This is a genomic window from Curtobacterium sp. 24E2, assembly GCF_016925595.1.
In the GTDB taxonomy this organism is placed as follows: domain Bacteria; phylum Actinomycetota; class Actinomycetes; order Actinomycetales; family Microbacteriaceae; genus Curtobacterium.
In genome coordinates this window covers 1501187-1524367 of the sequence record NZ_CP068987.1, presented here as the reverse complement: position 1 = coordinate 1524367, position 23181 = coordinate 1501187, and the positions used below count along the sequence as shown (strand labels likewise).

Sequence of the window (23181 nt, the reverse complement as noted above, 5' to 3'; positions counted from 1 at the left end):
CTTACGCGTCCTGACGCTTCAGGCGGGCGTACGAGCGCTGGCGGGCCTGCGCGTCGAGCTCGACCTTGCGGATGCGGACGACGGCCGGGGTGACCTCGACGCACTCGTCCTCGCGCGCGAACTCCAGGCACTCCTCGAGGGAGAGCTGGCGCGACGGCGTCATCGACTCGAAGGAGTCGGCGTTCGCCGAACGCATGTTCGTGAGCTTCTTCTCCTTCGTGATGTTGACGTCCATGTCGTCGGCGCGCGAGTTCTCGCCGATGACCATGCCCTCGTAGACCTCCTCGGTGGGGTTGACGAAGAACGTCATCCGCTCCTGCAGGTTCGTGATGGCGAACGGCGTGACGACACCCGAACGGTCGGACACGATCGAGCCGTTGATGCGGGTCTGGATCGGGCCGGCCCACTCGTCGTAGCCGTGCGAGATCGCGTTGGCGATGCCGGTACCGCGGGTCTCGGTCAGGAACGACGTGCGGAAGCCGATCAGGCCGCGCGACGGGACGATGAACTCCATGCGCACCCAGCCGGTGCCGTGGTTCGTCATGTTCTCCATGCGGCCCTTGCGAGCGGCCATGAGCTGCGTGATCGCGCCGAGGTACTCCTCCGGCGTGTCGATCGTCATGTGCTCGTACGGCTCCTGCAACTTGCCGTTCTCGTCACGCTTCGTGACGACCTGCGGCTTGCCGACGGTGAGCTCGAAGCCCTCACGACGCATCTGCTCGACCAGGATGGCGAGCGCGAGGCTCACCACGGCCCTGGACCTCCCAGGCATCGGGGCGACCGATGTCGAGGACCTTGAGCGAGACGTTGCCGATGAGCTCGCGGTCGAGGCGTTCCTTGACCATGCGGGCGGTCAGCTTGTGGCCCTTGACCTTGCCGACGAGCGGGCTGGTGTTCGTGCCGATCGTCATCGAGATCGCCGGGTCGTCGACCGTGATGGTCGGCAGCGGGCGGACGTCCTCGGGGTCGGTCAGCGTCTCACCGATGGTGATCGTGTCGAAGCCGGCGACGGCGACGATGTCACCGGGGCCCGCCGACTCGGCCGGGTAGCGCTCGAGGGCCTTGGTGATGAGGAGCTCGGTGATGCGGGCGTTCACGACGGTGCCGTCGTGCTTGACCCACGCGACCGTCTGGCCCTTCTTCATCGTGCCGTGGAAGATGCGCAGCAGCGCGAGACGACCGAGGAACGGCGACGCGTCGAGGTTGGTGACGTGGGCCTGCAGCGGGTGCTGGTCGTCGTACTTCGGCGCGGGGACGTGCTGCAGGATCGCTTCGAACAGCGGCTCGAGGTCGTCGTTGTCGGGCAGCGAGCCGTCGGCCGGCTTGTTGCGCGACGCGGCACCGGCACGGCCCGAGGCGTAGACCACGGGGACGTCGAGGATCGCGTCGAGGTCGAGGTCGTCGACCTCGTCCGACAGGTCGGATGCCAGGCCGAGGAGCAGGTCCTGCGACTCGGAGACGACCTCGTCGATGCGGGAGTCGGGGCGGTCCGTCTTGTTGACGAGCAGGATCACCGGGAGCTTGGCGGCGAGCGCCTTGCGGAGCACGAAGCGCGTCTGGGGCAGCGGGCCCTCGGACGCGTCGACCAGCAGCACGACGCCGTCGACCATGGACAGGCCGCGCTCGACCTCTCCACCGAAGTCGGCGTGACCCGGGGTGTCGATCACGTTGATCGTGATGGGGCCGTCCGCGCCGAACTCGGTCGCGTGCTTGCCGTTGTAGAGCACCGACGTGTTCTTCGCGAGGATCGTGATGCCCTTCTCGCGCTCGAGGTCGTTCGAGTCCATCATGCGGTCTTCGCCCTCGAAGTGGGCGTCGAACGAGTTGGTCTGCGTGAGCATCGCGTCGACGAGGGTGGTCTTGCCGTGGTCGACGTGTGCCACGATGGCGACGTTGCGCAGGTCGGACCGGGTGGCGAGCGCCATACAGGACATCCTTCAATTTCTGGGAGAGTGTCGGGCCAGTGATTTGTCGGCACCGCACCCGCGGGCAGAACGCCCGACACGCCAGTCTACCGGTAGTTCGCAACCGTCAGGAGTAACAGCAGATGAGCCGTCGGCGAACGTGGGTCGAGATCACCATCGTGCTGCTGCTCTCACTGGGCGCGAGCGCGCTGTACTCGATCCTCCAGATCATCGACGACCTGTCGCAGACGACCCCGCTCGGCGAGCAGTCCACGGCGCTCAACACGTCGTCGACGACGGTGCAGTACGTCGACCTGGCCCGCCAGCTGCTCGGCATCGCGGTGGACCTGGCACCGGTCGCGCTCGTCTGCTTCCTGCTGTGGAGCACGTCCCGCCCGCACCTGTCCCGGCTCGGCATCGACCGGTTCCGGGTGAAGCCCGACCTCGGTGGTCCGGCGCTCATCGCGCTCTGCATCGGGATCCCGGGGCTCGCCCTGTACTTCGCCGGGCGCGCCCTCGGCATCACGGTGAACGTGGACCCCGCTGCCCTGAACTCCTACTGGTGGACGGTGCCGGTCCTGCTGCTGTCCGCGATCCGCTCCGGCCTGCAGGAGGAGGTGATCGTGATCGGGTACCTCTACGCCCGGCTCGGTGACCTCGGGTGGGGTCGGTGGCAGGTGATCCTGTCGACGGCACTGCTGCGCGGGAGCTACCACCTGTACCAGGGCTTCGGCGCGTTCGTCGGCAACGCCGTGATGGGCATCGTGTTCGGCTGGATCTACACGAAGTGGGGCCGCCTGATGCCCCTGATCATCACGCACTGCCTGCTGGACGCCGCGGTGTTCATCGGCTACCCCTGGGTCGCGAACGCCTTCCCCGGGTTGTTCTCGTAGCGTGAGCACATGAGCATCCCCGAGGTCGGCGAGTCCGCGCCGACGTTCACCCTGCCGGGCATGGTCGTCCGCGACGGGGTCCGCACCGACGACGAGTACGACCTGTCGTCGGAGATCGGCCGGACCGTGGTGCTCGCCTTCTACCCCGGCGACGCGACGGCCGTCTGCACCGCGCAGCTCTGCAGCTACCAGGCGGAACTCGACGAGTTCGACGACCTCGGCGCCGTGGTGTGGGGCGTCAGCCCGCAGGCCCTCGACTCGCACGAGACCTTCGCGCGCGGCTCCTCGCTCACGTTCCCCCTGCTGAGCGACACGGCCGGCTCGGTGATCCGCGACTACGGCGTGCGTGCGCCGGGGATCGGACTGCGTCGGTCGGTGTTCGTGATCGGTCCCGACGGGGTCGTGCGGTGGCGGCACGTCGGCCTGGTCGGTCTCCGGTTCCCGACGGCCGAGACCATCCGTGAACAGATCGAACTGCTCGTCTCGTAGCCGGATACCGCGGCTCCCGCCGTTCCCGGCGTGGGCAATCCCGGAATCCGTCGCGGTGGGGTATTGACACCCGAACTGGGGGCGACGACCATTGTCGGCACGAGAGGTCCACTCAGGATCTGCCTCCCCGGGGAATCGGGTCGTCCGGAGATACGCGCTGGTGTGTCACACCCGCTCCCCGGGCGTCTCCGGGGAGGCATCTCGTAACCTCGTCCGGTGCACACCACCATCGTCGCCCCGGGTCTCCGTCGTCTCGCCGTCGTCCTCTGGGTCGTCGCGGTGGCGCTCGTCCCCCTGGCACTGCTCGGTGGCAGCACCCCGTGGCTCGTCCCCGTCCCGAGCATCTGCATCGCGTTCGTGGCATGGGCCGCGCTCTGGCGTCCGCGCATCGAGCTGACGCCCGAGCACCTGCGGATCGTGGACGTCCGCCGCACCAGCACCTACACGTGGTCGCGCGTCACCGAGGTGCGGACGAAGTACGGCATCGAGGTCGTCACGAGCGAGGGCGTCCGCCGCGTCTGGATCGCGACGCGCCCGACCGCGCGGCTCACCGCGCGGGTGCAGGGCCGACCGGGAGGCCCGGATCACCTCGACGTCGACGCTGCGGCCGCGCGGATGCTGACCTTCGTGCCCGCCTCGGCTCCGCAGGACGGCCCGCCGCCCGCGACCGTGACGGCGGCGCCGATCACCCACCGGGTGCACGGGTGGACGGTCCTGGCGTTCGTCGTCCTCGGGATCGCGGCGTCGCTCGCGGCGGCCCGGCTCTAGCGTGCCCGACGTCCACTCGCCCGCCGACGCAGAACGACACCCCCGACGTCGTGCGACGTCGAGGGTGTCGTCGTGGGTCGTGCGACCGCGGGTCTACTTGGTGTAGCCCACGTCCTGCCACTTGACCGAGGACTGCTGGAACTGCGCGGGCCCGTAGTTCACGAGGTCCTTGCGCACACCCCAGGCGTACGGCTCGGCGAACAACGGGATGGTGCCGGCGACGGCGACGATCTTCTTGTCGATCGCCTGCGCGTCCTTGATGCGGGCATCGGGGTCGAGCTCGGCGTTCGCCTTGTCCCATGCCGCGCCGAGCGAGTCGTCCGTCACACCGGTGTAGTTCTGACCGGCATCGGCGGGGTAGTAGATCGACTTGAGCGACGAGATCGGGAACGGCGTGCCCTGCCACGCGAAGTACGTGGCGTCGAAGTCACGGCCGTCGGTGGTGATGTACTTCGTGAAGAAGTCGTCGGTCGGCACGGTGTCGATGGTCACCTTGAAGCCGGCGAGCTTCGTCTGCTGCTGCACGAGCTGCGCGATGTTCGCCGAGTTCGGGTTGTCCGACGGGATCACGAAGCGGACGTCGAGTTCCTTGCCGCCCTTGGTCGCGTAGCCGTCCGACCCGATCTTCCAGCCGGCGTCCTCGAGCTTCGACTTCGCCTTGTCCGTGCTGTAGCCGTAGACGCTCGACACGTCGTCCTTGTACCCCTCCTGACCGGGCAGGTAGACGAGGTTGTTGAGCACGTCGCCCGGGCTCTTCACCGGCGACAGGATCGCCTGGGCGAGGACCTTGCGGTTGATCGCCTGGGCGAACGCCTGGCGCACGTCCTGGTCCTTGAAGACGTCCGAGGTGCCGTTCAGCGTGATCTGCCGCTGCGTGGTGCCGAGCGAGCGCTCGATCTTCGAGTCGGAGCGCGAGTTCGCCGTCTTGAGGTTGTCGGCGCTGCCGTTCAGGTTGAACGCGTCGAGCTCCTTGTTGCCGTAGGCCTGCGCGACGCCGTCGCGCGAGACCGTCTTGAAGACGATGGTGTCGAGCTTGCCCTCGTCGCCCCACCACTTCGAGTTCTTCTCGAACGTGACGACGCCGCCGTTGGCGTCGAAGGACTTCAGGATGTACGGGCCACCGGAGACGTAGGTCTTGCCGTCAGCGGCGTACGGGCCCTTGGCCCAGGCGGTGTTGAAGTGGTCGGGGGTGTCGACGGCCCAGTACGGGTAGATGGCGCCAAGGACGCTCGCCCAGTCGGCGTTGGTCTTCGAGAACGTCATGATGACGTCCCGCTCGTCCGAGCCCTGCTTGACCGAGTCGACATCCTCCCACACGTTGGTGGCGAGGGGCGCGAACGCCTTGTTCGTGCCGTTCAGCGCCTTCCAGTTCGCGATGACGTCCTTCGCGCTGATCGGGGTGCCGTCAGACCACACGGCCTTCGGGTTGATCTTGATCTCGACGGTCTGGGGCGAGTCCTTGGTCAGCTCGACCGAGGTCGCGTAGTCCTTGTTCGCCTCCCACTCGCCGTTCTCCTTGAACTGGATGAAGCCCGGCAGGTAGGTCTGCGAGATCGTGGTGTCGTCCACCGTCCCGGAGTCCAGGTTGGCGAGCTGCCAGTTGGCCGGAGCGGAGTCGATCGGCAGGGTGATCGACCCGCCGTCCTTGACGTCCGCGCGGTCCGCGACGGTCCAGCCGGTCGACTTCAGCGACGATTCGGCGACTGCGGAGCTGCTGTTGCCCGCCTGCCCACCGCCGGAGCAGCCGGCCAGCACGACGGCCGCGGCCGCAGCGGTGGCCAGCACGGCGATGCCCTTGATCCTCTTTCGCATGGCGAGGATTCCCTTTCGTTGTGGTTCGCGCAGTTCGCGCTGGAACGCGACGACCCCCGCCGCCACGCCTGTTGGTTGAGAACCCTAGTCACATCCGAAGGCTCCACAAGGGTTGGTGTGGGGAATCGAAACATGCTCGTAACGAATGTTGCATAGCGTCACAACGCCAAGTCCCATCCCTCCGCCGCGAGCGGCTAACCTGTCGCCACCGACAACGCCGTCCGGACGGATGGCCGCACCCCACGAGGTCCCAGTACATGCTTGCCTTCATCGCAAAGCGGATCGTCAACTACATCGTCCTGACGATCGTCGCGACGACCCTCGGTTACATCCTCGCCAGCAGCACGCTGAACCCGGCTGCCCGGTTCCTGGGCCGCAACCCGGCCGTGCCGCAGGGCACGATCGACGCGTCCCTGCAGAAGCTCGGTGCCGATCCGGACACCCCGCTCATCGTCCGGACGTGGACCTGGTGGTCGAACCTCGTCACGCACGGGTCGCTCGGCATGAGCACCCGCGGCACCGAGGTCACGGCCGACATCGTCGCCCGCTCCGGCACGAGCCTGCGCTTGCTGGTCATCGGCACGCTGCTCGGCGCGATCCTCGGGGTGCTGCTCGGCGTGTGGAACGCCGTCCGCCAGTACCGCACGTCGGACCAGGTCTCGACGTACCTGTCGTTCGCCGTGCTCGCCACCCCGACCTTCGTCATCGCGGTCGTCCTGATGATCCTCGCGACCGCGATGAACCAGGGGCTCGGCACCCAGGTGATCCGGTTCACGGGTGAGTACACGCCGGGGGTGAACGGGTTCTTCCCGGTGCTCGGCGACCGGCTGATCCACCTGTTGTTACCCACGATCTCGCTGACCATCGGCGCCGTCGCCACGTACTCGCGGTACCAGCGCTCCGCGATGCTCGACGTGCTGTCGAACGACTTCATCCGCACCGCGCGGTCGAAGGGCCGGACCCGCGGATCGGCCATCATGCGCCACGGCGTCCGCGTCGCCCTCATCCCGATGTCGACGTTCTTCGCGTACTCGTTCGGCCTGATCCTGACCGGCGCGAGCATCACCGAGCTGGTCTTCAGCTGGCACGGCATGGGCGAGTACTTCGTCCAGGGCATCACCAACAACGACATCAACGCGGCCTCGGGCACGATCCTCTTCACGGCGATCCTCGTGCTCATCGCAGGAACCCTCGCGGACCTGCTCTACGCCGCGCTCGACCCGCGAGTGAGGGTGTGACCCGTGTCTGTTCTCGACCCCACGACCACGACCACCGCCGGTGACCCCGGTGACGGCAACGCCGGCACCCCGGCGCACGTCATCGAGGTCAAGGGCGGCCGCACGCCGCTCTGGCGCAAGGTGTTCGGCACCTGGCGTGCCCGCATCGGTGGCGGCGCCCTGCTGCTCATCCTGCTGTGGGCCTTCGTCGGCCCGCACCTGTACCACTGGAACGCCGTCGACTCCGACGGCCTGGCGTTCGGCATGCCGCCGAGCGCCGCGCACTGGTTCGGCACGAACGACATCGGCCAGGACATCTACGCGCAGACGCTCGTCGGCCTGCAGAAGTCGCTGCTCATCGGCCTCATCGCCGGTCCGGCCGCGACGCTGATCGCCGGCATCGTCGGTGCGATCGCCGGCTACTTCGGCGGCACCGTGGACCGCGTGCTCGTGTGGGTCATCGACCTGCTGCTCGTGATCCCCTCGTTCTACGCGCTCGTGCTCCTCAGCCCGGTGTTCAAGAACCTGACGTGGGTGGCGCTCATCGTCGGCCTCGCGGTGTTCAGCTGGATGGTGATGGCCCGCGTGATCCGCGGCCAGACGATGTCCCTGCGCGAACGCGACTACGTCAAGGCCGCCCGCTTCATGGGTGTCCCGGCGTTCACGATCATCCGACGCCACATCCTGCCGAACGTGGCGTCCCTGCTCATCATCGACGCGACGCTCGGCGTCGGGGCCGCGATCCTGGCGGAGAGCTCGCTGAGCTTCTTCGGCTTCGGCATCCAGATCCCCGACGTCTCGCTCGGCACCCTGCTCGCCGCCGGCAGCCAGTCCGCCGTCACCCGCCCGTGGCTGTTCGTCCTGCCCGCCGCGACCCTCGTCGCGACCGTGCTCTCGACCAGCCTGCTCGGCGACGCCCTGCGCGACGCCATCGACCCCACCTCCGGAGCCAACCGTGACTGAGCCGCTGCTGACCGTGTCCGACCTGTCGGTCACGTTCAACCCGAAGACCAAGCCCGTCTACGCCGTCCGCGGGGTCGACTACACGGTGGCCCCCGGCGAGTTCCTCGGGATCGTCGGCGAGTCCGGCTCCGGCAAGTCGGTGTCCTCGATGGCCGTGATGGGTCTGCTCCCGTCGTCCGCCCACGTCGAGGGCAGCATCCGCTTCGACGGCCAGGAACTGCTCGGCAAGAACGACCGCGAGATGTCCCGCCTGCGCGGCGGCGACATCGCGATGGTGTTCCAGGACCCGCTGTCCGCCCTGACGCCCGTGTACACGATCGGCCAGCAGATCATCGAGGGGCTGCGACTGCACGACCGCTCCCTCAGCCAGCACGCCGCCCGCACCCGCGCCGAGGAGCTGCTGCGCGTCGTCGGCATCCCGAACCCCGCTCGGCGCCTCGACGCGTTCCCGCACGAGTTCTCGGGCGGCATGCGGCAGCGCGCGATGATCGCCATCGCCATCGCGAACGACCCGAAGCTGATCATCGCCGACGAGCCGACCACCGCGCTCGACGTCACGATCCAGGCGCAGATCCTCGACGTGCTGCAGACGGCGAAGGACATGACCGGCGCCGCCGTGGTCCTCATCACGCACGACCTCGGTGTCGTGGCCGGCAACGCGGACCGCGTCGCCGTGATGTACGCGGGCCGCATCGTCGAGACGGCTCCGGTCGAGCCGCTCTTCCGCGAGCCCGTCATGCCGTACACGATCGGGCTCCTCCGCTCGATGCCGAACATGACCGCGGCCCGCACCGAACGGCTCGTCCCGCTCGAGGGCCGCCCGCCCCTGCTCACGCAGAAGCCGACCGGCTGCCCGTTCGCCGACCGCTGCCCCGCCGTGATCGACGCCTGCCGCGACGGCGAACCCGCGCTGGTCGAGCCGACCGTCCCGCAGAGCGGCGACAACCCGGTCCTGACCGGGACCGTCCCGACGATCGGCAACGGCACGCTGCTCGCCGACCACACCGCCGCGTGCATCCGTCGCGACGAGATCGCCGCGGGCACCCTCGAGCGGTCGGAGATCTTCCCCGCCCCGAGGACATCCCCGAGGCGGCGGTCGACCACGGCGACGACGTCGTCCTCGAGCTCACCGACGTCGTCAAGACGTTCCCGCTCACCAAGGGCGCGCTCTTCCGCCGGCAGATCGGCGAGGTGCACGCGGTCGACGGCATCTCCCTGACGCTCAAGCGCGGGCAGGTGCTCGGGCTGGTCGGTGAGTCCGGCTGCGGCAAGACAACAACGATCATGGAGATCCTCGAGCTCGCCGGCGCCCAGCAGGGCACCATCCGGGTGAACGGCGTCGACACCGCGTCGCTGTCGAAGAAGGACCGCCTGGCGATCCGCCGCGACATCCAGGTCGTGTTCCAGGACCCGATGGCGTCGATCGACCCCCGGCTCGACATCGGTTCGGTGATCGGTGAACCGCTGACGGTGCACGGCGTCGCGAAGGACGAGATCCGCCGCCGGGTCCGCGAGGTCCTCGAGCTCGTCGGGCTCGAGCCGAGCTACATCGACCGGTACCCGCACGAGTTCTCCGGCGGCCAGCGGCAGCGCATCGGCATCGCCCGCGCGCTCATCGTCGAGCCGAAGATCCTGGTGCTCGACGAGCCCGTCTCGGCGCTCGACGTCTCGGTGCAGGCCGGCGTGATCAACCTGCTCGAGGACCTGAAGCACCGTCTCGGCCTGTCGTACCTCTTCGTCGCCCACGACCTGTCCGTCGTCCGGCACATCGCCGACGACGTCGCGGTCATGTACCTCGGGCGGATCGTCGAGTACGGCGACGGCGACAAGGTGTTCTCCGACCCGCAGCACCCGTACACGCGGGCGCTGCTGTCGGCAGTACCGGTGCCGGACCCGTCCGCCGAGGCCGCCCGCGGTCGGATCCTGCTCGACGGCGACCTGCCCTCGCCCACGGAGCGCATCGACGGCTGCCGGTTCCGCACCCGCTGCCCGCTCTACCAGCTCCTCGACGAGGGCCGGCAGGAGCAGTGCCGCACCGTGGACCCGCGCCTGCAGGACGTGCACGGCCGCGGCGTCGCGTGCATCCAGACCGACCAGGAGCACCTGCTCACCGAGCGGGTCGGCGCGGTCGTCTGACGACGCGGGTCACGTGGTGGACGTGACCAGCAGACGGACGGGAGGCCCGGCGCACGTCCTGCGCCGGGCCTCCCGTCCGTCTTGTGGTCGCGATCGCGAGCCGCGTCAGCCGCCCAGCGACAGGCTCAGCAGCGAGACCACGAGGAGCGTCAGCGCGACCGCGCCGACGACGACGGCAGGTCGGTCCCAGCCGCGCACGGCGTCGCCGTCACCGGCGACGGCACGCTGCTCCGCCCAACGGTCGAGCAGCACGGTCATCTCGTCCGGCTGGCGCAGCACGGCACGCTCACCGCGCCGGGCGGGCTTCGGCCGGGGCAGCGACGGACCGCCCCAGCACTGCACGCGACGCCCGGCGACCGTCTCGATGACGATCTGCCAGCGGAGCTTGACGTCGGCGACCGCGTGCCACGGCACCACGGTACGGCGGAGCGGGTTGACGACGGTGACGGCCGTGTCGTCGATGCGGATGCACGGGCGGTACGTGAGCACCCACAGGACCCAGACGAGCACGGCGATCGGTCCGACGGCGTCGAGCACCACGATCCAGCTGCCGCGAACCGCCGCGTCGACCAGCAGGAAGAGGCCCAGGACGGCGACGAGGCCGGCCGCCACGGCGCCTCCGCGACCAGCGCGGAGGACGACGGGACGTCCGGCCTCGTTCGTGTCCAGCAGGATCAGCGTCCGAACTCGAACCCGGCGCCGGGGATGGCGGCCAGGAGGTCCTTCGTGTACTGCTCCTTCGGGGCGGCGAAGACCTCGTCGGTCGTCGCCTTCTCGACGATCTTGCCCTGGCGCATGACGCACACGTTGTCCGCGACCAGGCGGACGACCGCCAGGTCGTGCGTGATGAACAGGTAGGTCAGGCCGAGTTCGGTCTGCAGCTCCGTCAGCAGGTCGAGGATCTGCCCCTGCACGAGCACGTCGAGCGCGGAGACGGCCTCGTCGAGGACGATGACCTCCGGCTTGAGCGCGAGCGCGCGGGCGACGGCGATGCGCTGCCGCTGCCCACCCGAGAGCTCGTTCGGGTAGCGGTTGACCATCGACTTCGGCAGCGCGACCTGATCGAGCAGCTCGAGCACGCGGGCCCGACGCGATGCCTTGTCGCCCACCTTGTGCGTGGCGAGCGGCTCAGCGATCGTGTTCCCGACGTTGTACATCGGGTCCAGGGAGCCGTACGGGTCCTGGAACACCGGCTGCACGCGACGGCGGAAGTCGAAGAGGTCCTTGCCCTTCAGCGCGCCGATGTCGATGCCGTCGAACTGCACGGTGCCGCTCGAGATGCTCTCGAGCTGCAGCACCAGCTTGGCGACGGTCGACTTGCCCGAACCGGACTCGCCGACGAGCGCCGTGGTGGTGCCCTTCGGGATCGCGAACGACACGTCGTCGACGGCCTTGAGCTCGCGGGTGGCGAGGCTCTTGCCACGCAGCTTGTAGATCTTCTCGAGGTTCTTCACCACGATGAGGTCCTCGGCGGGGCGGTGCTCGCGCTCCTGCGCCCGGGCGATGAGCTCGGCGTCGTCGCTGCCGGCGTCGGCGATCTCGATGCGCTCGTGCTGCACCTTCGACTGGATGCGACGGCTCGCGAGCGAGGGCGCCGCGGCGACCAGGCGCTGCGTGTACGGGTGCTGCGGGTTGGCCAGGATCTCCTTCGAGGGACCGGCCTCGACGACCTGGCCCTTGTACATCACGACGAGCTTCTCGGCGCGCTCAGCCGCGAGGCCGAGGTCGTGCGTGATGAACAGCACCGAGGTGCCGAAGTCGCGGGTCAGGCTCTCGAGGTGGTCGAGGATGACGCGCTGGACGGTGACGTCGAGCGCGCTCGTCGGCTCGTCGGCGATGAGCAGCTGCGGGCGGCTCGACAGACCGATGCCGATGAGCACGCGCTGCCGCATACCGCCGGAGAACTCGTGCGGGTACTGCTTGAGGCGGTTCGCGGCGTCGCCGAGGCCCGCTTCCTTCAGGACCTCGATCGCGCGGTCGCGGACGGCCTTCTTGCCGGTGGCCATGCCGTTCGCACGGATCGCCTCCTCGACCTGGAAACCGATCGACCACAGCGGGTTGAGGTTCGACATCGGGTCCTGCGGGACGTAGCCGATCTCCTTCCCGCGGATCTCGGACATCTCCTTGTCGCTCAGCCCGACGAGCCTCGCGCCCGTTGAACTTGATCGACCCGCCGGTGACCTGGCCGGTGCCGGGCAGCAGCTTGATGATGGCCTGGGCGCTCGTCGACTTGCCGGAGCCGGACTCGCCGACGATGGCCAGACGCTCACCCTGCTCGAGGGTGAGGTCGACGCTGCGCACGGCCTGCACGAGACCGGACTGCGTCTTGAAGCCGACCTGCAGGTCGCGGATCTCGAGCAGCGGGGCGCCGTCGGCGTTGGTGCGTCGGCCGGTGGGGTTGGTCAGCGTCTCGCTCATCGGCGGGCCCTCGCCTTCGGGTCGAGCGCGTCGCGCACCACGTCACCGAGGAGCAGGAACGCGAGCACGGTGATGGACAGCGCGGCCGACGGCCAGAAGATCGTCGACGGGTTGGTGCGGATCGAGGTCTGTGCCGTACCGATGTCGAGACCCCAGCTGAGGGCCGACGGCGGCAGTCCGATGCCGAGGAACGACAGGGTCGCCTCGGCCACGATGAACGTGCCGAGCGAGACGGTCGCGACCACGATGACCGGAGCCAGCGAGTTCGGGATGACGTGGCGCACGAGCGTCTTGAACCGGCTGACGCCCAGGGCCGCCGACGCCATGACGTAGTCCGCCTGCTTGGCGCTCAGGACGGCACCGCGCATGATGCGGGCGATCTGCGGCCAGGCGAACGCGGCGAGCACGAGCGCGACGGTGATCGCGTTCCGCGCCGGGATGACCGACATGATCACGATCGCACCGAGGACGGTGGGGATCGAGAAGAAGATGTCACCGATGCGGGACACGATCGTGTCGAGCCAGCCGCCGTAGAACCCGGCCAGCGCACCGATCACGATGCCGACGAGCGACACCAGGACGGTCGCGACGATGCCGACGATGAGCGAGTTCTGGGCGCCCCAGATCACGCGGGCGTAGACGTCGGAGCCCTGACGCGTGAAGCCGAGGATGTGCCCGGCCTCGGGTCCGCCGTCGCTGTTGTCGAGGTTCGACGCACGCGGGTCGACGTGGGCGAAGAGCCCCGGGAAGACCGCGACGACGATGATCAGCAGGATCAGGATCGAGGAGATCCAGAACGTCGGGCGGGTCCGCATGGACTCCCAGGCGTCGGTCCAGAGGGAACGGGTCTTCTCGTCCTCGTTGACCTGGTCGATCGCCTGCAGGGGCGTTTCCTCGAGCGGGGCGACGAAGTGCGTCGCCGAGCGGGGTGCGGCGTTACTTGGCATAGCGGATCCTCGGGTCCAGGACGGCGTAGAGCAGGTCCACCAGGAGGTTGGCGAGCATGAAGATGATGACCATCACGGCGACGAAGGAGACCACCGTCGGGCCCTCACCGAGCTTGACGGCGCGGAACACCGTGCCGCCGACACCGTTGATGTTGAAGATGCCCTCGGTGACGATCGCACCGACCATCAGGTTGCCGATGTCGACACCCAGGTAGGTCACCACGGGGATGAGCGAGTTCCGGAAGATGTGCACGCCGACCACACGACGGCGGGGCAGGCCCTTGGCGGTGGCGGTGCGCACGAAGTCCGCCGTGGTGTTCTCGGCCACGCTCGCACGGGTGAGCCGCACGATGTAGGCGAACGACACGGACGCCAGGACGATCGCCGGCAGGACCAGTTCGTCCCACGGCGCTTGCCCGGACACCGTGACCCGGAACAACCCGAGCTTGATGCCGAACACGTACTGCAGCACGAACCCGACGACGAAGGTCGGCACCGAGATGAGCAGCAGCGAGACGACGAGCGCGGTGGCGTCGAACAGCTTGCCCTTGCGCAGACCCGCGATGACACCGACGACGATGCCGGCGACGGCCTCGAACACGAGCGCGAGGATCGCGAGACGAGCGGTGATCGGGAACGCGGAGGCGAGCTGCTGGCTGACCGGCAGACCGGAGTAGGTCACGCCGAGGTCGCCGCGGAACACGCCGCCGATCCAGAGCAGGTACTGGACGATGAACGGCTTGTCCAGGTTGTACTGCTGGCGCAGGGTCTCGATGACCTGCGGCGACGGCTGGCGGTCGCCGAACAGCGCTGCGATGGGGTCGCCGGGCAGCGAGAACACCATGAAGTAGATGAGGAACGTGGCCCCGAAGAACACGGGGATGAGTTGCAGGAGGCGCTTGCCGAGGTACCAGAGCATCAGATCCCTGCCCGGTCCGGAGCGATGTCGATCAGGTTCATTGTGGTGAGGGGTGGACGTTCCGAGGGTCGGCACGGATGTCCGGTTCGGGCGACGGCGCCCGATGTGGTGGGGGAAGGTGTTGCCGCCGTGGTACGGGGGTTCGGGGACCGTTGTGGTCCCCGAACCCCCGTCCGGTGGTCGCGAGGCAGGATACCTGCCCACGCGGTGCTCTCGAGGAGAGCGGTGTTACTTCTTGACCTCGATGTCGTAGTACAGCGGCACCGAGTTCCAACCGAACTTCACGTTGGACACGTTGTCGGCGTTCCAGACACCGGTGACGTTCGAGTACCAGAGCGGGATCTCCGGGAGGTCCTTGAACAGGAGCTCCTGGGCCTGGTCGAAGGCCTTGTTGCCCTCTTCGACCGTGGCGGCCGAACGGCCCTCGGCGAGCAGCTCGTTGTACTCCTTGGAGTCGTACCGCGAGTAGTTGTTCGACGAGCCCTCACCCATGGTCGGGCCGAGGAAGTTGTACAGCGACGGGTAGTCGGCCTGCCAACCGGTGCGGCTGCCGCCCGTGAGCTTGTCGTTCGTCTGGAGGTCGAGGGCCTCCTGGAACGTCGGGATCGCGTTGCCCTCGGCCTTGATGCCGAGCGTGTTCGAGATCGAGTTCGTGACCGCGGTCACCCACGCCTCGTGCCCACCGTCGGCGTTGTACGTGATGGTGAGGGTGTCGTCGTACTTCGAGATCTTGTCGGCCTCGGCCCACAGCTTCTTCGCCTCGGACTCGTTGTAGTCCAGGACGTCGGAGCCCTCGAGGTCGTCGTTCCAACCAGCGATGACCGGCGACGTGAAGTCCTTCGCCGGGGTGCGCGTGCCGTCGAAGATCTTGTCGGTGATCTGCTTGCGGTTGATGGCCATCGAGACGGCCTCACGACGCAGCGTGCCTTCCTCGCCCTTCCAGTGGTCGAGGTAGTACGGCAGGTAGATCGCCTGGAAGATGGCGGCCGGCTGGTTGACGTTCGAGTCCGGGAAGTCCGACTTGTACGTCTTGAAGGCGCTGTCCGGCACGGCGTCGAGGACGTCGAGGTTGCCGCCCTGCGCGTCGGAGTACGCGGTGTCCTGCGAGGCGTAGAACGTGATCGTCAGACCACCGTTCTTCGGCTTGCGCTTGCCCTCGTAGTCCTTGTTGGTGACGAGCTTGATGGACTGGTTGTGCGTCCAGGCCTTCTTGCCGTCGAGCTTGTACGGACCGTTGCCGATCGGGTTCTCACCGAACGCCTTGGTGTCGTCGTAGAACGAGGACGGCAGCGGCACGAACGCCGAGTAGCCGAGCGACAGCGGGAAGTCCGACTGGGCCGACTTCAGCGTGACGGTGAACTCGTCGTCGTCGACGACCTTGAGGCCCGTGAGCTCCGAGTCCTTGTCGGCGTCGTAGCCCTCGATGTTCTCGAAGAAGTAGCTGGCGCCCTGGGCGTTCGACTTCTGCGCGGCCCAGTTCCAGGCCTTGGTGAAGGACTCCGCGGTGACCTTCTCGCCGTTCGTGAACGTGTAGTTCGTGTTCAGCTTGATGTCGAAGGTCTTCGAGTCATCGGTGTCGATGCTCTTCGCGACCTCGTTGACGGACTTGCCGTCGGCGTCGTAGGACACGAGGCCCTCGAAGAGCGAGTCGATGATCTTGCCGCCACCGGTCTCGGTGGTGTTCGACGGGATCAGCGGGTTCTGCGGCTCGCTGCCGTTGGTCGTGACGATGCCCGAGGCGTTGGACGAGCCCGAGCCACCCCCACTGTTGCTGTTGCTGGAGCAGGCGGTCAGGGCGAGTGCTGTGGCCCCGAGCACGGCGAGGGCTGTGAGCCCGGCGCGCTTCTTGATCAAGGTTCCTCCTGGTGCATGGGACGCGCAAGGGCACAGCGGTGTCACCCGGGCGCGTTTGACATCTGCACTGTAGGCAAGGTGGACAGCAGCCTCCAAACCCTGGAGCGAACGGTTACAAGCCGGTAACCAACTTGCACGATCCTTGCGAGAAGATGCAAGATTCGCGCGCTTGCTGAACGCCCTCGCGCTTTTGTTGCATCTGCATGAAATTCGTTGCACTGCGACACAGTTCTGTGCAAAGGAAGACGTGTTCCGAGGCCGCCTCAGGACCCGGGCATCCGTGCCGCACCAGCCGTACCGTGAACACGTGCTCGCGAACGACATCCCCCATCTCCACGTCCCCTCCTCCCCCACCGTCAGCGGCGATCCCGGGGACGGCGGAGCGGCCTTCGTCGCGGTCTCCCGTCCGGACCTCGAGCAGGACGCGTACCAGAGCACCATCGAACGTGTGACCACCGAGGGCGCGGTCCGCTGGACGTCCGGCGACCGCGACTCGTCGCCAGCCCTGTCCCCCGACGGTCGCTCGCTCGCCTTCCTCCGGTCCGTCCAGGACGACCACGGCGTCGCACACCCGCAGCTCGCCGTGGCGCCGGTGCACGGCGGCGAGGCCCGCGTCGTCACCGCCCTGCCGCTCGGCGCCGGCACCCCGGTCTGGTCGCCCGACTCGACACGCGTCGCCGTGGCCGCACGTTTCCCCGAACCCGGACGCTACGGCTCCGAGGTCCCCGGCGGCGACCGTCGTCCGGCAGCGGACGCCGAGGCGCCGCGGCTCGTGTCCCGGCTCGACTTCCACGTCGACGGCACGGGGTACCTGCTCGACAAGCCGCAGCAGATCGTGGTCGTCGACGTCACCGACCCCGCAGCGGCACCGGTGGACTCCCCGCTCACGAGCGCGCCCTGCTCGGTCTCCGCGCCGGCCTGGTACCCGGACGGCAGCGCGCTCCTCGTCGCCGCCCCGCGGGACCTCGGCGAGCGTGAGACCCACGACGACGACCTGTACCGCGTCGACGCGTCCGACGGCACGATGGCGCTGGCGATCCGGACCGAGGGCTCGGTCAGCTCGATCGCGATCGCCCCGGACCGTACCGTCCACTACGTCGGGGCGTCGCACCGCGACGGGCAGCTGGTCGGCGAACCCGAAGGACTCTGGGTCGCGGCGGACGGCTCCGATCCGGTACGGCTCACCGCCCGTGAAACCGTCGACGTCACCGGCACGCCGGTGTTCCACCGCGACGACGTCCTCGTGACGGTGCTCGACCGAGGCACCGTCAGCGTCCGTCGGGTCCCCACCGGCACGACGGCTCCGCTTCGGCTCGACGAACTCGGGGTCGTCCTCGGGGGCCGTCTGGTCGTCTCGGGCTTCGACGTCGACGGGGACGTCCTGGTCGCCACGGCTGCCACGACGGACTCGCCCGGCGAGGTGCACGTGGTCGACCTGACCGCATCCGAGGACGCCGTCCCCACGGTCGTCACCGACTACGCGGCGCCGCTCCGGTCCGAGGCATCGGCCCCCGGGGTCCGCCGCATCGAGGAGCTCACCGGCACCGCTCCCGACGGCACCCCGGTGCACGGCTGGGTCGTCCTGCCCGAGGGCGAGGGGCCGCACCCCGTCCTCCGCGTCGTGCACGGCGGACCGTTCGGCCAGGACACCTGGGCGTTCTTCGACGAGGCGCAGGTGTACGCCAGTGCCGGGTACGCCGTCGTCATCGGCAATCCGCGCGGATCCGGCGGGTACGGCCTCGACCACGGCCGCGCGGTCATCGGGGCGATGGGCACCGTCGACGTCGACGACGTGCTCGCCCTGCTCGACGCAGCGCTCGAGCGCCCGGACCTCGACGCGGCACGCGTCGGCATCATGGGTGGCTCCTACGGCGGGTTCATGACGAGCTGGGTCGCCGCGCACCACGGCGAGCGGTTCGTCGCCGCGTGGAGCGAGCGCGCCGTGAACGCGTGGGACTCGTTCGCGGGCAGCTCCGACATCGGTTGGTACTTCGCCGACGCCTACGTCGGTGCCGACCCCGAGGAGCAGCGTCGCCGGAGCCCGCTGACGTACGCCGCGCAGGTCACCATCCCGTTCATGGTCGCGCACTCGGAAGCGGACTGGCGCTGCCCGATCGAGCAGGGGCAGCGCCAGTTCGTGGCCCTCCGGCGCGCGGGGGTCGACGCGTCGTTCCTCGTGTTCCCGGGCGAGGGCCACGAGCTCTCCCGCTCCGGCACGCCGTGGCACCGTGTGCAGCGGTTCGAGCACGTCCTCGCGTGGTGGGCGGAGCACCTGCCCGTCACGCCGGTCGCCTGACCGGGCTGACGACGGACGGGAGGCCCGTGGCGGGTCCGCCACGGGCCTCCCGTCATCTCGTTGGTGCGTCGAGGACGCGGTTCGCTAGGCGAACGCCTCCACCGGCGGGCACGCGCACACCAGGTTGCGGTCGCCGTAGGCCTGGTCGATCCGGCGCACCGGCGGCCAGTACTTGCGGCCGCTGATGCCCGGCAGCGGGTAGACGGCCTGCTCGCGGGTGTAGGCGTGCTCCCACTCTCCCGAGATCACCGACGACGCCGTGTGCGGGGCGTGCACGAGCGGGTTGTCGTCCGCCGGCCACTCCCCGCGCTCCACCGCCGAGGCCTCGGCACGGATGGCGAGCATCGCGTCGACGAAGCGGTCGAGCTCCGCCAGGTCCTCGCTCTCGGTCGGCTCGACCATCAGGGTGCCGGCGACCGGGAACGACATGGTCGGGGCGTGGAAGCCGTAGTCGACCAGGCGCTTCGCGACGTCGTCGACGGTGATGCCGGTGGTGTCGCGCAGCGGACGCAGATCGAGGATGCACTCGTGCGCCACGAGGCCGTCCTCGCCCGTGTAGAGCACCGGGAACGCGTCGCGCAGTCGGGCCGCGATGTAGTTCGCCCCGAGCACGGCTGCCTCGGTCGCGCGGGTGAGGCCCTCGAGCCCCATCATCCGGACGTAGGTCCACGTGATGGGCAGGATGCTCGGGCTGCCGTACGGTGCCGCGCTGACCGGCCCGCCGGCGTGCGCCAGGCGGTCGTCGGCCTCGGCCGCGGTCGATCCGGGCCGTCGGTCGGCCTGCTGGGCGAACGGGTGCCCCGGCAGGTACGGCGCCAGGTGTGCCTTCGCCGCGACCGGACCGACACCGGGTCCGCCGCCGCCGTGCGGGATGCAGAAGGTCTTGTGCAGGTTGAGGTGCGAGACGTCGCCGCCGAAGTCGCCGAAGCGGGCGTGGCCGAGCAGTGCGTTGAGGTTCGCGCCGTCGACGTAGACCTGGCCGCCGACGTCGTGCACGGCGTCGCAGATCTCGCGGATGTCGTGCTCGTACACGCCGTGGGTCGACGGGTACGTGATCATCAGCGCCGCGAGCGTGTCGGCGTGCTGTTCCGTCTTCGCGCGGAGGTCGGCGAGGTCGACGTTGCCGTTCTCGTCGCAGGCGACCACGACGACCTTCATGCCGGCGAGGACCGCCGAGGCCGCGTTCGTGCCGTGCGCGCTCGACGGGATCAGGCAGACGGTGCGCTCGGTGCCGCCGTTCGCCAGGTGGTAGCCGCGGATCGCGAGGAGTCCGGCGAGCTCGCCCTGGCTGCCCGCGTTGGGCTGCAGGGACACGGTGTCGTACCCGGTGACCTCGGCCAGCCAGGACTCCAGGTCACCGATCATGTCGAGGTAGCCCTCGACGTCGCCGCGCGGCGCGAACGGGTGGATGTTCGCGAACTCCGGCCACGTCACCGCGGCCATCTCGGTCGCCGCGTTGAGCTTCATCGTGCAGCTGCCGAGCGGGATCATGCCGCGGTCGAGCGCGTAGTCCTTGTCCGCCAGGTGCTTGAGGTACCGCATCATGCGGGTCTCGCTGCGGTGTGCGCTGAAGACGGGGTGCGTCAGGTACTCACTCGTGCGCACCAGACCGGCCGGGAGGCCCGCGGCCGCGTCACGGACGGCTGCCTCGGTCGCAGGGACGGTCACGTCCACGGCCCCGAACACGCCCGCCAGTCGGGTGACGTCGTCGGGCGTGGTCGTCTCGTCGACGGAGAGCTGGAACACGTCCTCGTCCACCTGGTGCAGCAGGAAGTCGGCGTCCTGTGCCGCGGCGACGACCGCCCCGGCGCGACCCGTGGCCCGCAGGGTGAGCGTGTCGAAGAAGGCGTCGTGCACGACCTGGAGCCCGGCGTCACGGGCGACCGCGGCGAGCGCCGACGTCGTCCGGGCGACCCGGTCCGCGATGAAGCGCAGCCCCTCGGGCCCGTGGTAGACGGCGTACATCGAGGCCATCACGGCGAGCAGGACCTGCGCGGTGCAGATGTTGCTCGTCGCCTTCTCGCGGCGGATGTGCTGCTCGCGGGTCTGCAGGCTGAGGCGGTAGGCCATCGCACCGTCGGCATCGAAGGACACCCCGACCAGGCGACCGGGCAGCTGGCGTTCGAGCCCGGCGCGGACGGCGAGGTAGCCGGCGTGCGGGCCGCCGAAGCCGAGCGGGACGCCGAAGCGCTGGCTCGTCCCCACGGCGACGTCGGCACCCAGGTCACCGGGGCTGGCGAGCAGGGTCATGGCGAGCAGGTCGGCCGCGACGACGGCGATGCCGCCGCCGGCGTGGACGCGCTCGATGATCGACGACGGGTCGACGATCCGGCCGGAGGCACCGGGGTACTGCATGATCACGCCGAAGGCGCCGTCGAGCTGCTCGTCGGTCGGCCCGGCGACGGGGTCGAACGCACGCAGCGTGATGCCGACGGCGTCGGCGCGGTGGTCGAGCAGCGCGCGGGTCTGCGGCAGCAGGTCGTCGTCGACCAGGAACGCGTCGCCCTTCACCTTGGAGGCGCGGCGGGCGAGGAGCATGCCCTCGACCACGGCGGTGCCCTCGTCGAGCATCGAGGCGCCGGCGGTGGCCATGCCCGTCAGGTCGGAGACCATCGTCTGGAAGTTGATGAGCGCCTCGAGCCGGCCCTGGGAGATCTCCGGCTGGTACGGCGTGTAGGCCGTGTACCAGCTCGGGTTCTCGAGCACGTTCCGCTGGATCACGGCGGGGGTGTGGGTGCCGTGGTACCCGAGCCCGATCATGGCGCGGCGGACGGTGTTGCGCCCGGCCTTGGCGCGGAGTTCGGCGAGCGCCTCGGTCTCGCCGACGGCGGCAGGGATCACCGAGTCGGTGACGGGTGCCGCGTGGATCGACTCCGGGATCGCGGCGCGGACCAGGGCGTCGAGCGACGGCCGGCCGACGGTGTCGAGCATCGTCTGCTGGTCGGCCGGGGTGGTGCCGATGTGGCGGTCGGCGAACGAGGTCTGCAGGTTCTGGAACACCTGCTGGTCGTCGGGGCCGGTCATGCGATGGACGCCCGGTACGCGTCGTGGTCCATCAGGTCCTCGGGGAACGAGGTGCCGTCGACCTTGATCTTGACGAGCCAGCCGGTGCCGAACGGGTCCTGGTTGACGGTGTCGGGGGCGTCGACCACGGCGTCGTTGACCGCGACGACCTCGCCCTCGATCGGCGCGAAGAGCTCGCCGACGCTCTTGGTGGACTCGATCTCGCCGATCTGCTCGCCCGCGGTGGTGGCGGTGCCGACGGCGGGGAGCTCGACGTAGACGACGTCACCGAGTTGCTCGGCGGCGTGGTCGGTGATGCCGACGGTGACGGTGTCGCCCTCGACGAGGAGCCACTCGTGGTCGGCCGTGTACTGGAGTGCGGTCTGGTCGGTCATGACATCAGCCTTTCGAGGGGCGGCGGTAGAAGGGGAACGCGGTGACGGTGCTGGGGATGGCCGTCCCGCGGACGTCGATGTGCAGGACTTGTCCCTCGGCGGCGAGCGCGGGGTCGACGAAGGCCATCGCGACGGGGTGGCCGAGCGTCGGCGAGAGGGCACCCGAGGTGACGGTGCCGACGACCGTGCCGTCGTGCACCACGTCGTAGCCGGCACGCGGGGCGCGGCGACCCTCGGTGACGAGCCCGACGAGCACGCGGGCGTCGTCCGACGGCGCGACCCCGGCAGCACCGACGAAGTCACCGGTCTTGGCGACCACGCGGCCGAGCCCTGCCTGGGCGGGTCGCACGTCGGTGCTGAGCTCGTGCCCGTACAGGGGCATGCCGGCCTCGAGCCGCAGGGTGTCGCGCGCCGCGAGCCCGGCGGGGACGACACCGCGGTCGGCGCCGGCCTCGAGCAGCGCGTCCCAGATCGCCGGGGCGACCTCGGGTGCGCTGTACAGCTCGAAGCCGTCCTCGCCGGTGTACCCGGTGCGGGCGACGAGCACCTCGGAGCCGTCGAACACGGCGTGCAGGGCGCGGTAGTAGCCGAGGTCGTCGAGCGGGCTCTCCGGCTGCAGGCGGTCGGCGACGACGAGGGCGTCGAGCGTGCCGGCGGCCGCGGGGCCCTGGATCGCGACGAGTGCGGTGCTGTCCGAGTCGTCCGACACCGCGACGTCGAAGCCGTCGGTGCGCGCGGACAGCGCGGCGACGGCGACCTCGCGGTTCGAGGCGTTCGCGACGACGAGGAACACGTCGTCGTCGGTGCGGTACACGACGAGGTCGTCGAGGATCCCGCCGTCCTCGGCCAGCAGCAGGGAGTACTTCGCGCGGCCGAGCGGCATCGCACCGAACGACCCGGCGAGCGCGTGGTCGAGGAACGCGACGGCGTCCGGACCGGTGACGCCGATCTCGGCCATGTGCGACAGGTCGAAGACCCCGGCCGACTGGCGCACCGCGTGGTGCTCGGCGAGGTCGGACGAGTAGCGCACGGGCATGCGGTACCCGGCGAAGTCGGTGAAGGTCGCACCGGCGGCTTCGTGCGCGGGTTCGAGCGGGGACGAACGCAGTGGCGTCGGACTCATGGCGGAGTTCTCCTGGCATCAGCAGGACCCGGCGACGATCGCCG

The 23181-nt window shown here is 69.4% G+C and carries 14 protein-coding genes and 3 pseudogenes; 7 read left to right on the top strand and 10 right to left on the bottom strand.

The window, feature by feature from the left end; translation table 11 throughout:
- Position 1 precedes the first annotated feature (1 nt).
- Positions 2-1925 (bottom strand): annotated as a pseudogene (gene typA, locus JN350_RS07640) (translational GTPase TypA).
- Between the two features lie 122 nt (positions 1926-2047).
- Between typA and JN350_RS07635 the strand changes: the two are divergent.
- From JN350_RS07635 to JN350_RS07625, 3 genes are all read left to right on the top strand, one after another.
- The gene (locus JN350_RS07635) at positions 2048-2797 is read left to right on the top strand and encodes a CPBP family intramembrane glutamic endopeptidase (protein WP_205464126.1); all 750 of its coding nucleotides are present in this window, start codon (positions 2048-2050) and stop codon (positions 2795-2797) included.
- Between the two features lie 9 nt (positions 2798-2806).
- On the top strand, positions 2807-3286 hold the full coding sequence (locus tag JN350_RS07630; protein WP_205464125.1) for a peroxiredoxin: 480 nt from the start codon (positions 2807-2809) through the stop codon (positions 3284-3286).
- Positions 3287-3502: 216 nt separating this feature from the next.
- Positions 3503-4054: a PH domain-containing protein gene (locus JN350_RS07625; protein ID WP_205464124.1), complete on the top strand. Its 552-nt coding sequence runs from the start codon at positions 3503-3505 to the stop codon at positions 4052-4054.
- A 93-nt stretch (positions 4055-4147) separates the two neighbouring features.
- On the opposite strand, the gene JN350_RS07620 is transcribed toward JN350_RS07625, so the two are convergent.
- On the bottom strand, positions 4148-5866 hold the full coding sequence (locus JN350_RS07620; protein WP_205464123.1) for an ABC transporter family substrate-binding protein: 1719 nt from the start codon (positions 5864-5866) through the stop codon (positions 4148-4150).
- A 257-nt stretch (positions 5867-6123) separates the two neighbouring features.
- Here JN350_RS07620 and JN350_RS07615 point away from each other — a divergent pair, with 257 nt between their 5' ends.
- From JN350_RS07615 to JN350_RS07605, 3 genes and pseudogenes are all read left to right on the top strand, one after another.
- The gene (locus tag JN350_RS07615) at positions 6124-7104 is read left to right on the top strand and encodes an ABC transporter permease (RefSeq protein ID WP_205464122.1); all 981 of its coding nucleotides are present in this window, start codon (positions 6124-6126) and stop codon (positions 7102-7104) included.
- 3 nt (positions 7105-7107) lie between these two features.
- Positions 7108-8046, top strand: a complete 939-nt coding sequence (locus JN350_RS07610; RefSeq protein WP_123340697.1) for an ABC transporter permease — start codon at positions 7108-7110, stop codon at positions 8044-8046.
- A pseudogene (locus tag JN350_RS07605) lies at positions 8039-10182 on the top strand (dipeptide ABC transporter ATP-binding protein). The gene JN350_RS07610 and the pseudogene JN350_RS07605 overlap by 8 nt, the downstream one beginning before the upstream one ends.
- 105 nt (positions 10183-10287) lie before the next feature.
- Here the strand turns inward: JN350_RS07605 and JN350_RS07600 are convergent.
- From JN350_RS07600 to JN350_RS07580, 5 genes and pseudogenes are all read right to left on the bottom strand, one after another.
- Positions 10288-10794, bottom strand: coding sequence for a PH domain-containing protein (locus JN350_RS07600; protein ID WP_205464121.1), 507 nt, complete (start codon positions 10792-10794; stop codon positions 10288-10290).
- A gap of 62 nt (positions 10795-10856) precedes the next feature.
- Positions 10857-12600: pseudogene (locus tag JN350_RS07595) on the bottom strand (dipeptide ABC transporter ATP-binding protein).
- Positions 12597-13547 (bottom strand): ABC transporter permease, encoded by a 951-nt coding sequence (locus tag JN350_RS07590; protein WP_111084969.1) that lies wholly within the window; start codon positions 13545-13547, stop codon positions 12597-12599. The pseudogene JN350_RS07595 and the gene JN350_RS07590 overlap by 4 nt, the downstream one beginning before the upstream one ends.
- Positions 13537-14466: an ABC transporter permease gene (locus JN350_RS07585; protein ID WP_123313322.1), complete on the bottom strand. Its 930-nt coding sequence runs from the start codon at positions 14464-14466 to the stop codon at positions 13537-13539. Before JN350_RS07585 ends, JN350_RS07590 begins: the two co-directional genes overlap by 11 nt.
- Positions 14467-14694: 228 nt before the next feature.
- The gene (locus JN350_RS07580) at positions 14695-16320 is read right to left on the bottom strand and encodes a peptide ABC transporter substrate-binding protein (protein ID WP_205464120.1); all 1626 of its coding nucleotides are present in this window, start codon (positions 16318-16320) and stop codon (positions 14695-14697) included.
- A 307-nt stretch (positions 16321-16627) separates the two neighbouring features.
- On the opposite strand from JN350_RS07580, the gene JN350_RS07575 reads away from it, so the two are divergent.
- Positions 16628-18616, top strand: a complete 1989-nt coding sequence (locus JN350_RS07575; RefSeq protein ID WP_240347608.1) for an alpha/beta hydrolase family protein — start codon at positions 16628-16630, stop codon at positions 18614-18616.
- 84 nt (positions 18617-18700) lie between these two features.
- Here the strand turns inward: JN350_RS07575 and gcvP are convergent, their stop codons facing one another.
- The 3 genes from gcvP to gcvT are packed head-to-tail and all read right to left on the bottom strand — an operon-like array spanning position 18701 to position 23137.
- Entirely contained in the window at positions 18701-21640 is a 2940-nt protein-coding gene (gene gcvP, locus JN350_RS07570; protein ID WP_240347607.1) for an aminomethyl-transferring glycine dehydrogenase, read from the bottom strand.
- On the bottom strand, positions 21637-22014 hold the full coding sequence (gene gcvH, locus JN350_RS07565; RefSeq protein WP_111084964.1) for a glycine cleavage system protein GcvH: 378 nt from the start codon (positions 22012-22014) through the stop codon (positions 21637-21639). Before gcvH ends, gcvP begins: the two co-directional genes overlap by 4 nt.
- Before the next feature lie 4 nt (positions 22015-22018).
- Entirely contained in the window at positions 22019-23137 is a 1119-nt protein-coding gene (gene gcvT, locus JN350_RS07560) for a glycine cleavage system aminomethyltransferase GcvT (RefSeq protein WP_205464119.1), read from the bottom strand.
- Positions 23138-23181: the final 44 nt, after the last annotated feature.

Coding starts and splice junctions, on each gene's coding strand:
- JN350_RS07620 (WP_205464123.1), bottom strand. CDS start 5,866: ATGCGAAAGAGGATCAAGGGCATCGCCGTGCTGGCCACCGCTGCGGCC.
- JN350_RS07585 (WP_123313322.1), bottom strand. CDS start 14,466: ATGCTCTGGTACCTCGGCAAGCGCCTCCTGCAACTCATCCCCGTGTTC.
- JN350_RS07635 (WP_205464126.1), top strand. CDS start 2,048: ATGAGCCGTCGGCGAACGTGGGTCGAGATCACCATCGTGCTGCTGCTC.
- JN350_RS07615 (WP_205464122.1), top strand. CDS start 6,124: ATGCTTGCCTTCATCGCAAAGCGGATCGTCAACTACATCGTCCTGACG.
- gcvH (WP_111084964.1), bottom strand. CDS start 22,014: ATGACCGACCAGACCGCACTCCAGTACACGGCCGACCACGAGTGGCTC.
- gcvT (WP_205464119.1), bottom strand. CDS start 23,137: ATGAGTCCGACGCCACTGCGTTCGTCCCCGCTCGAACCCGCGCACGAA.
- JN350_RS07590 (WP_111084969.1), bottom strand. CDS start 13,547: ATGCCAAGTAACGCCGCACCCCGCTCGGCGACGCACTTCGTCGCCCCG.
- gcvP (WP_240347607.1), bottom strand. CDS start 21,640: ATGACCGGCCCCGACGACCAGCAGGTGTTCCAGAACCTGCAGACCTCG.
- JN350_RS07630 (WP_205464125.1), top strand. CDS start 2,807: ATGAGCATCCCCGAGGTCGGCGAGTCCGCGCCGACGTTCACCCTGCCG.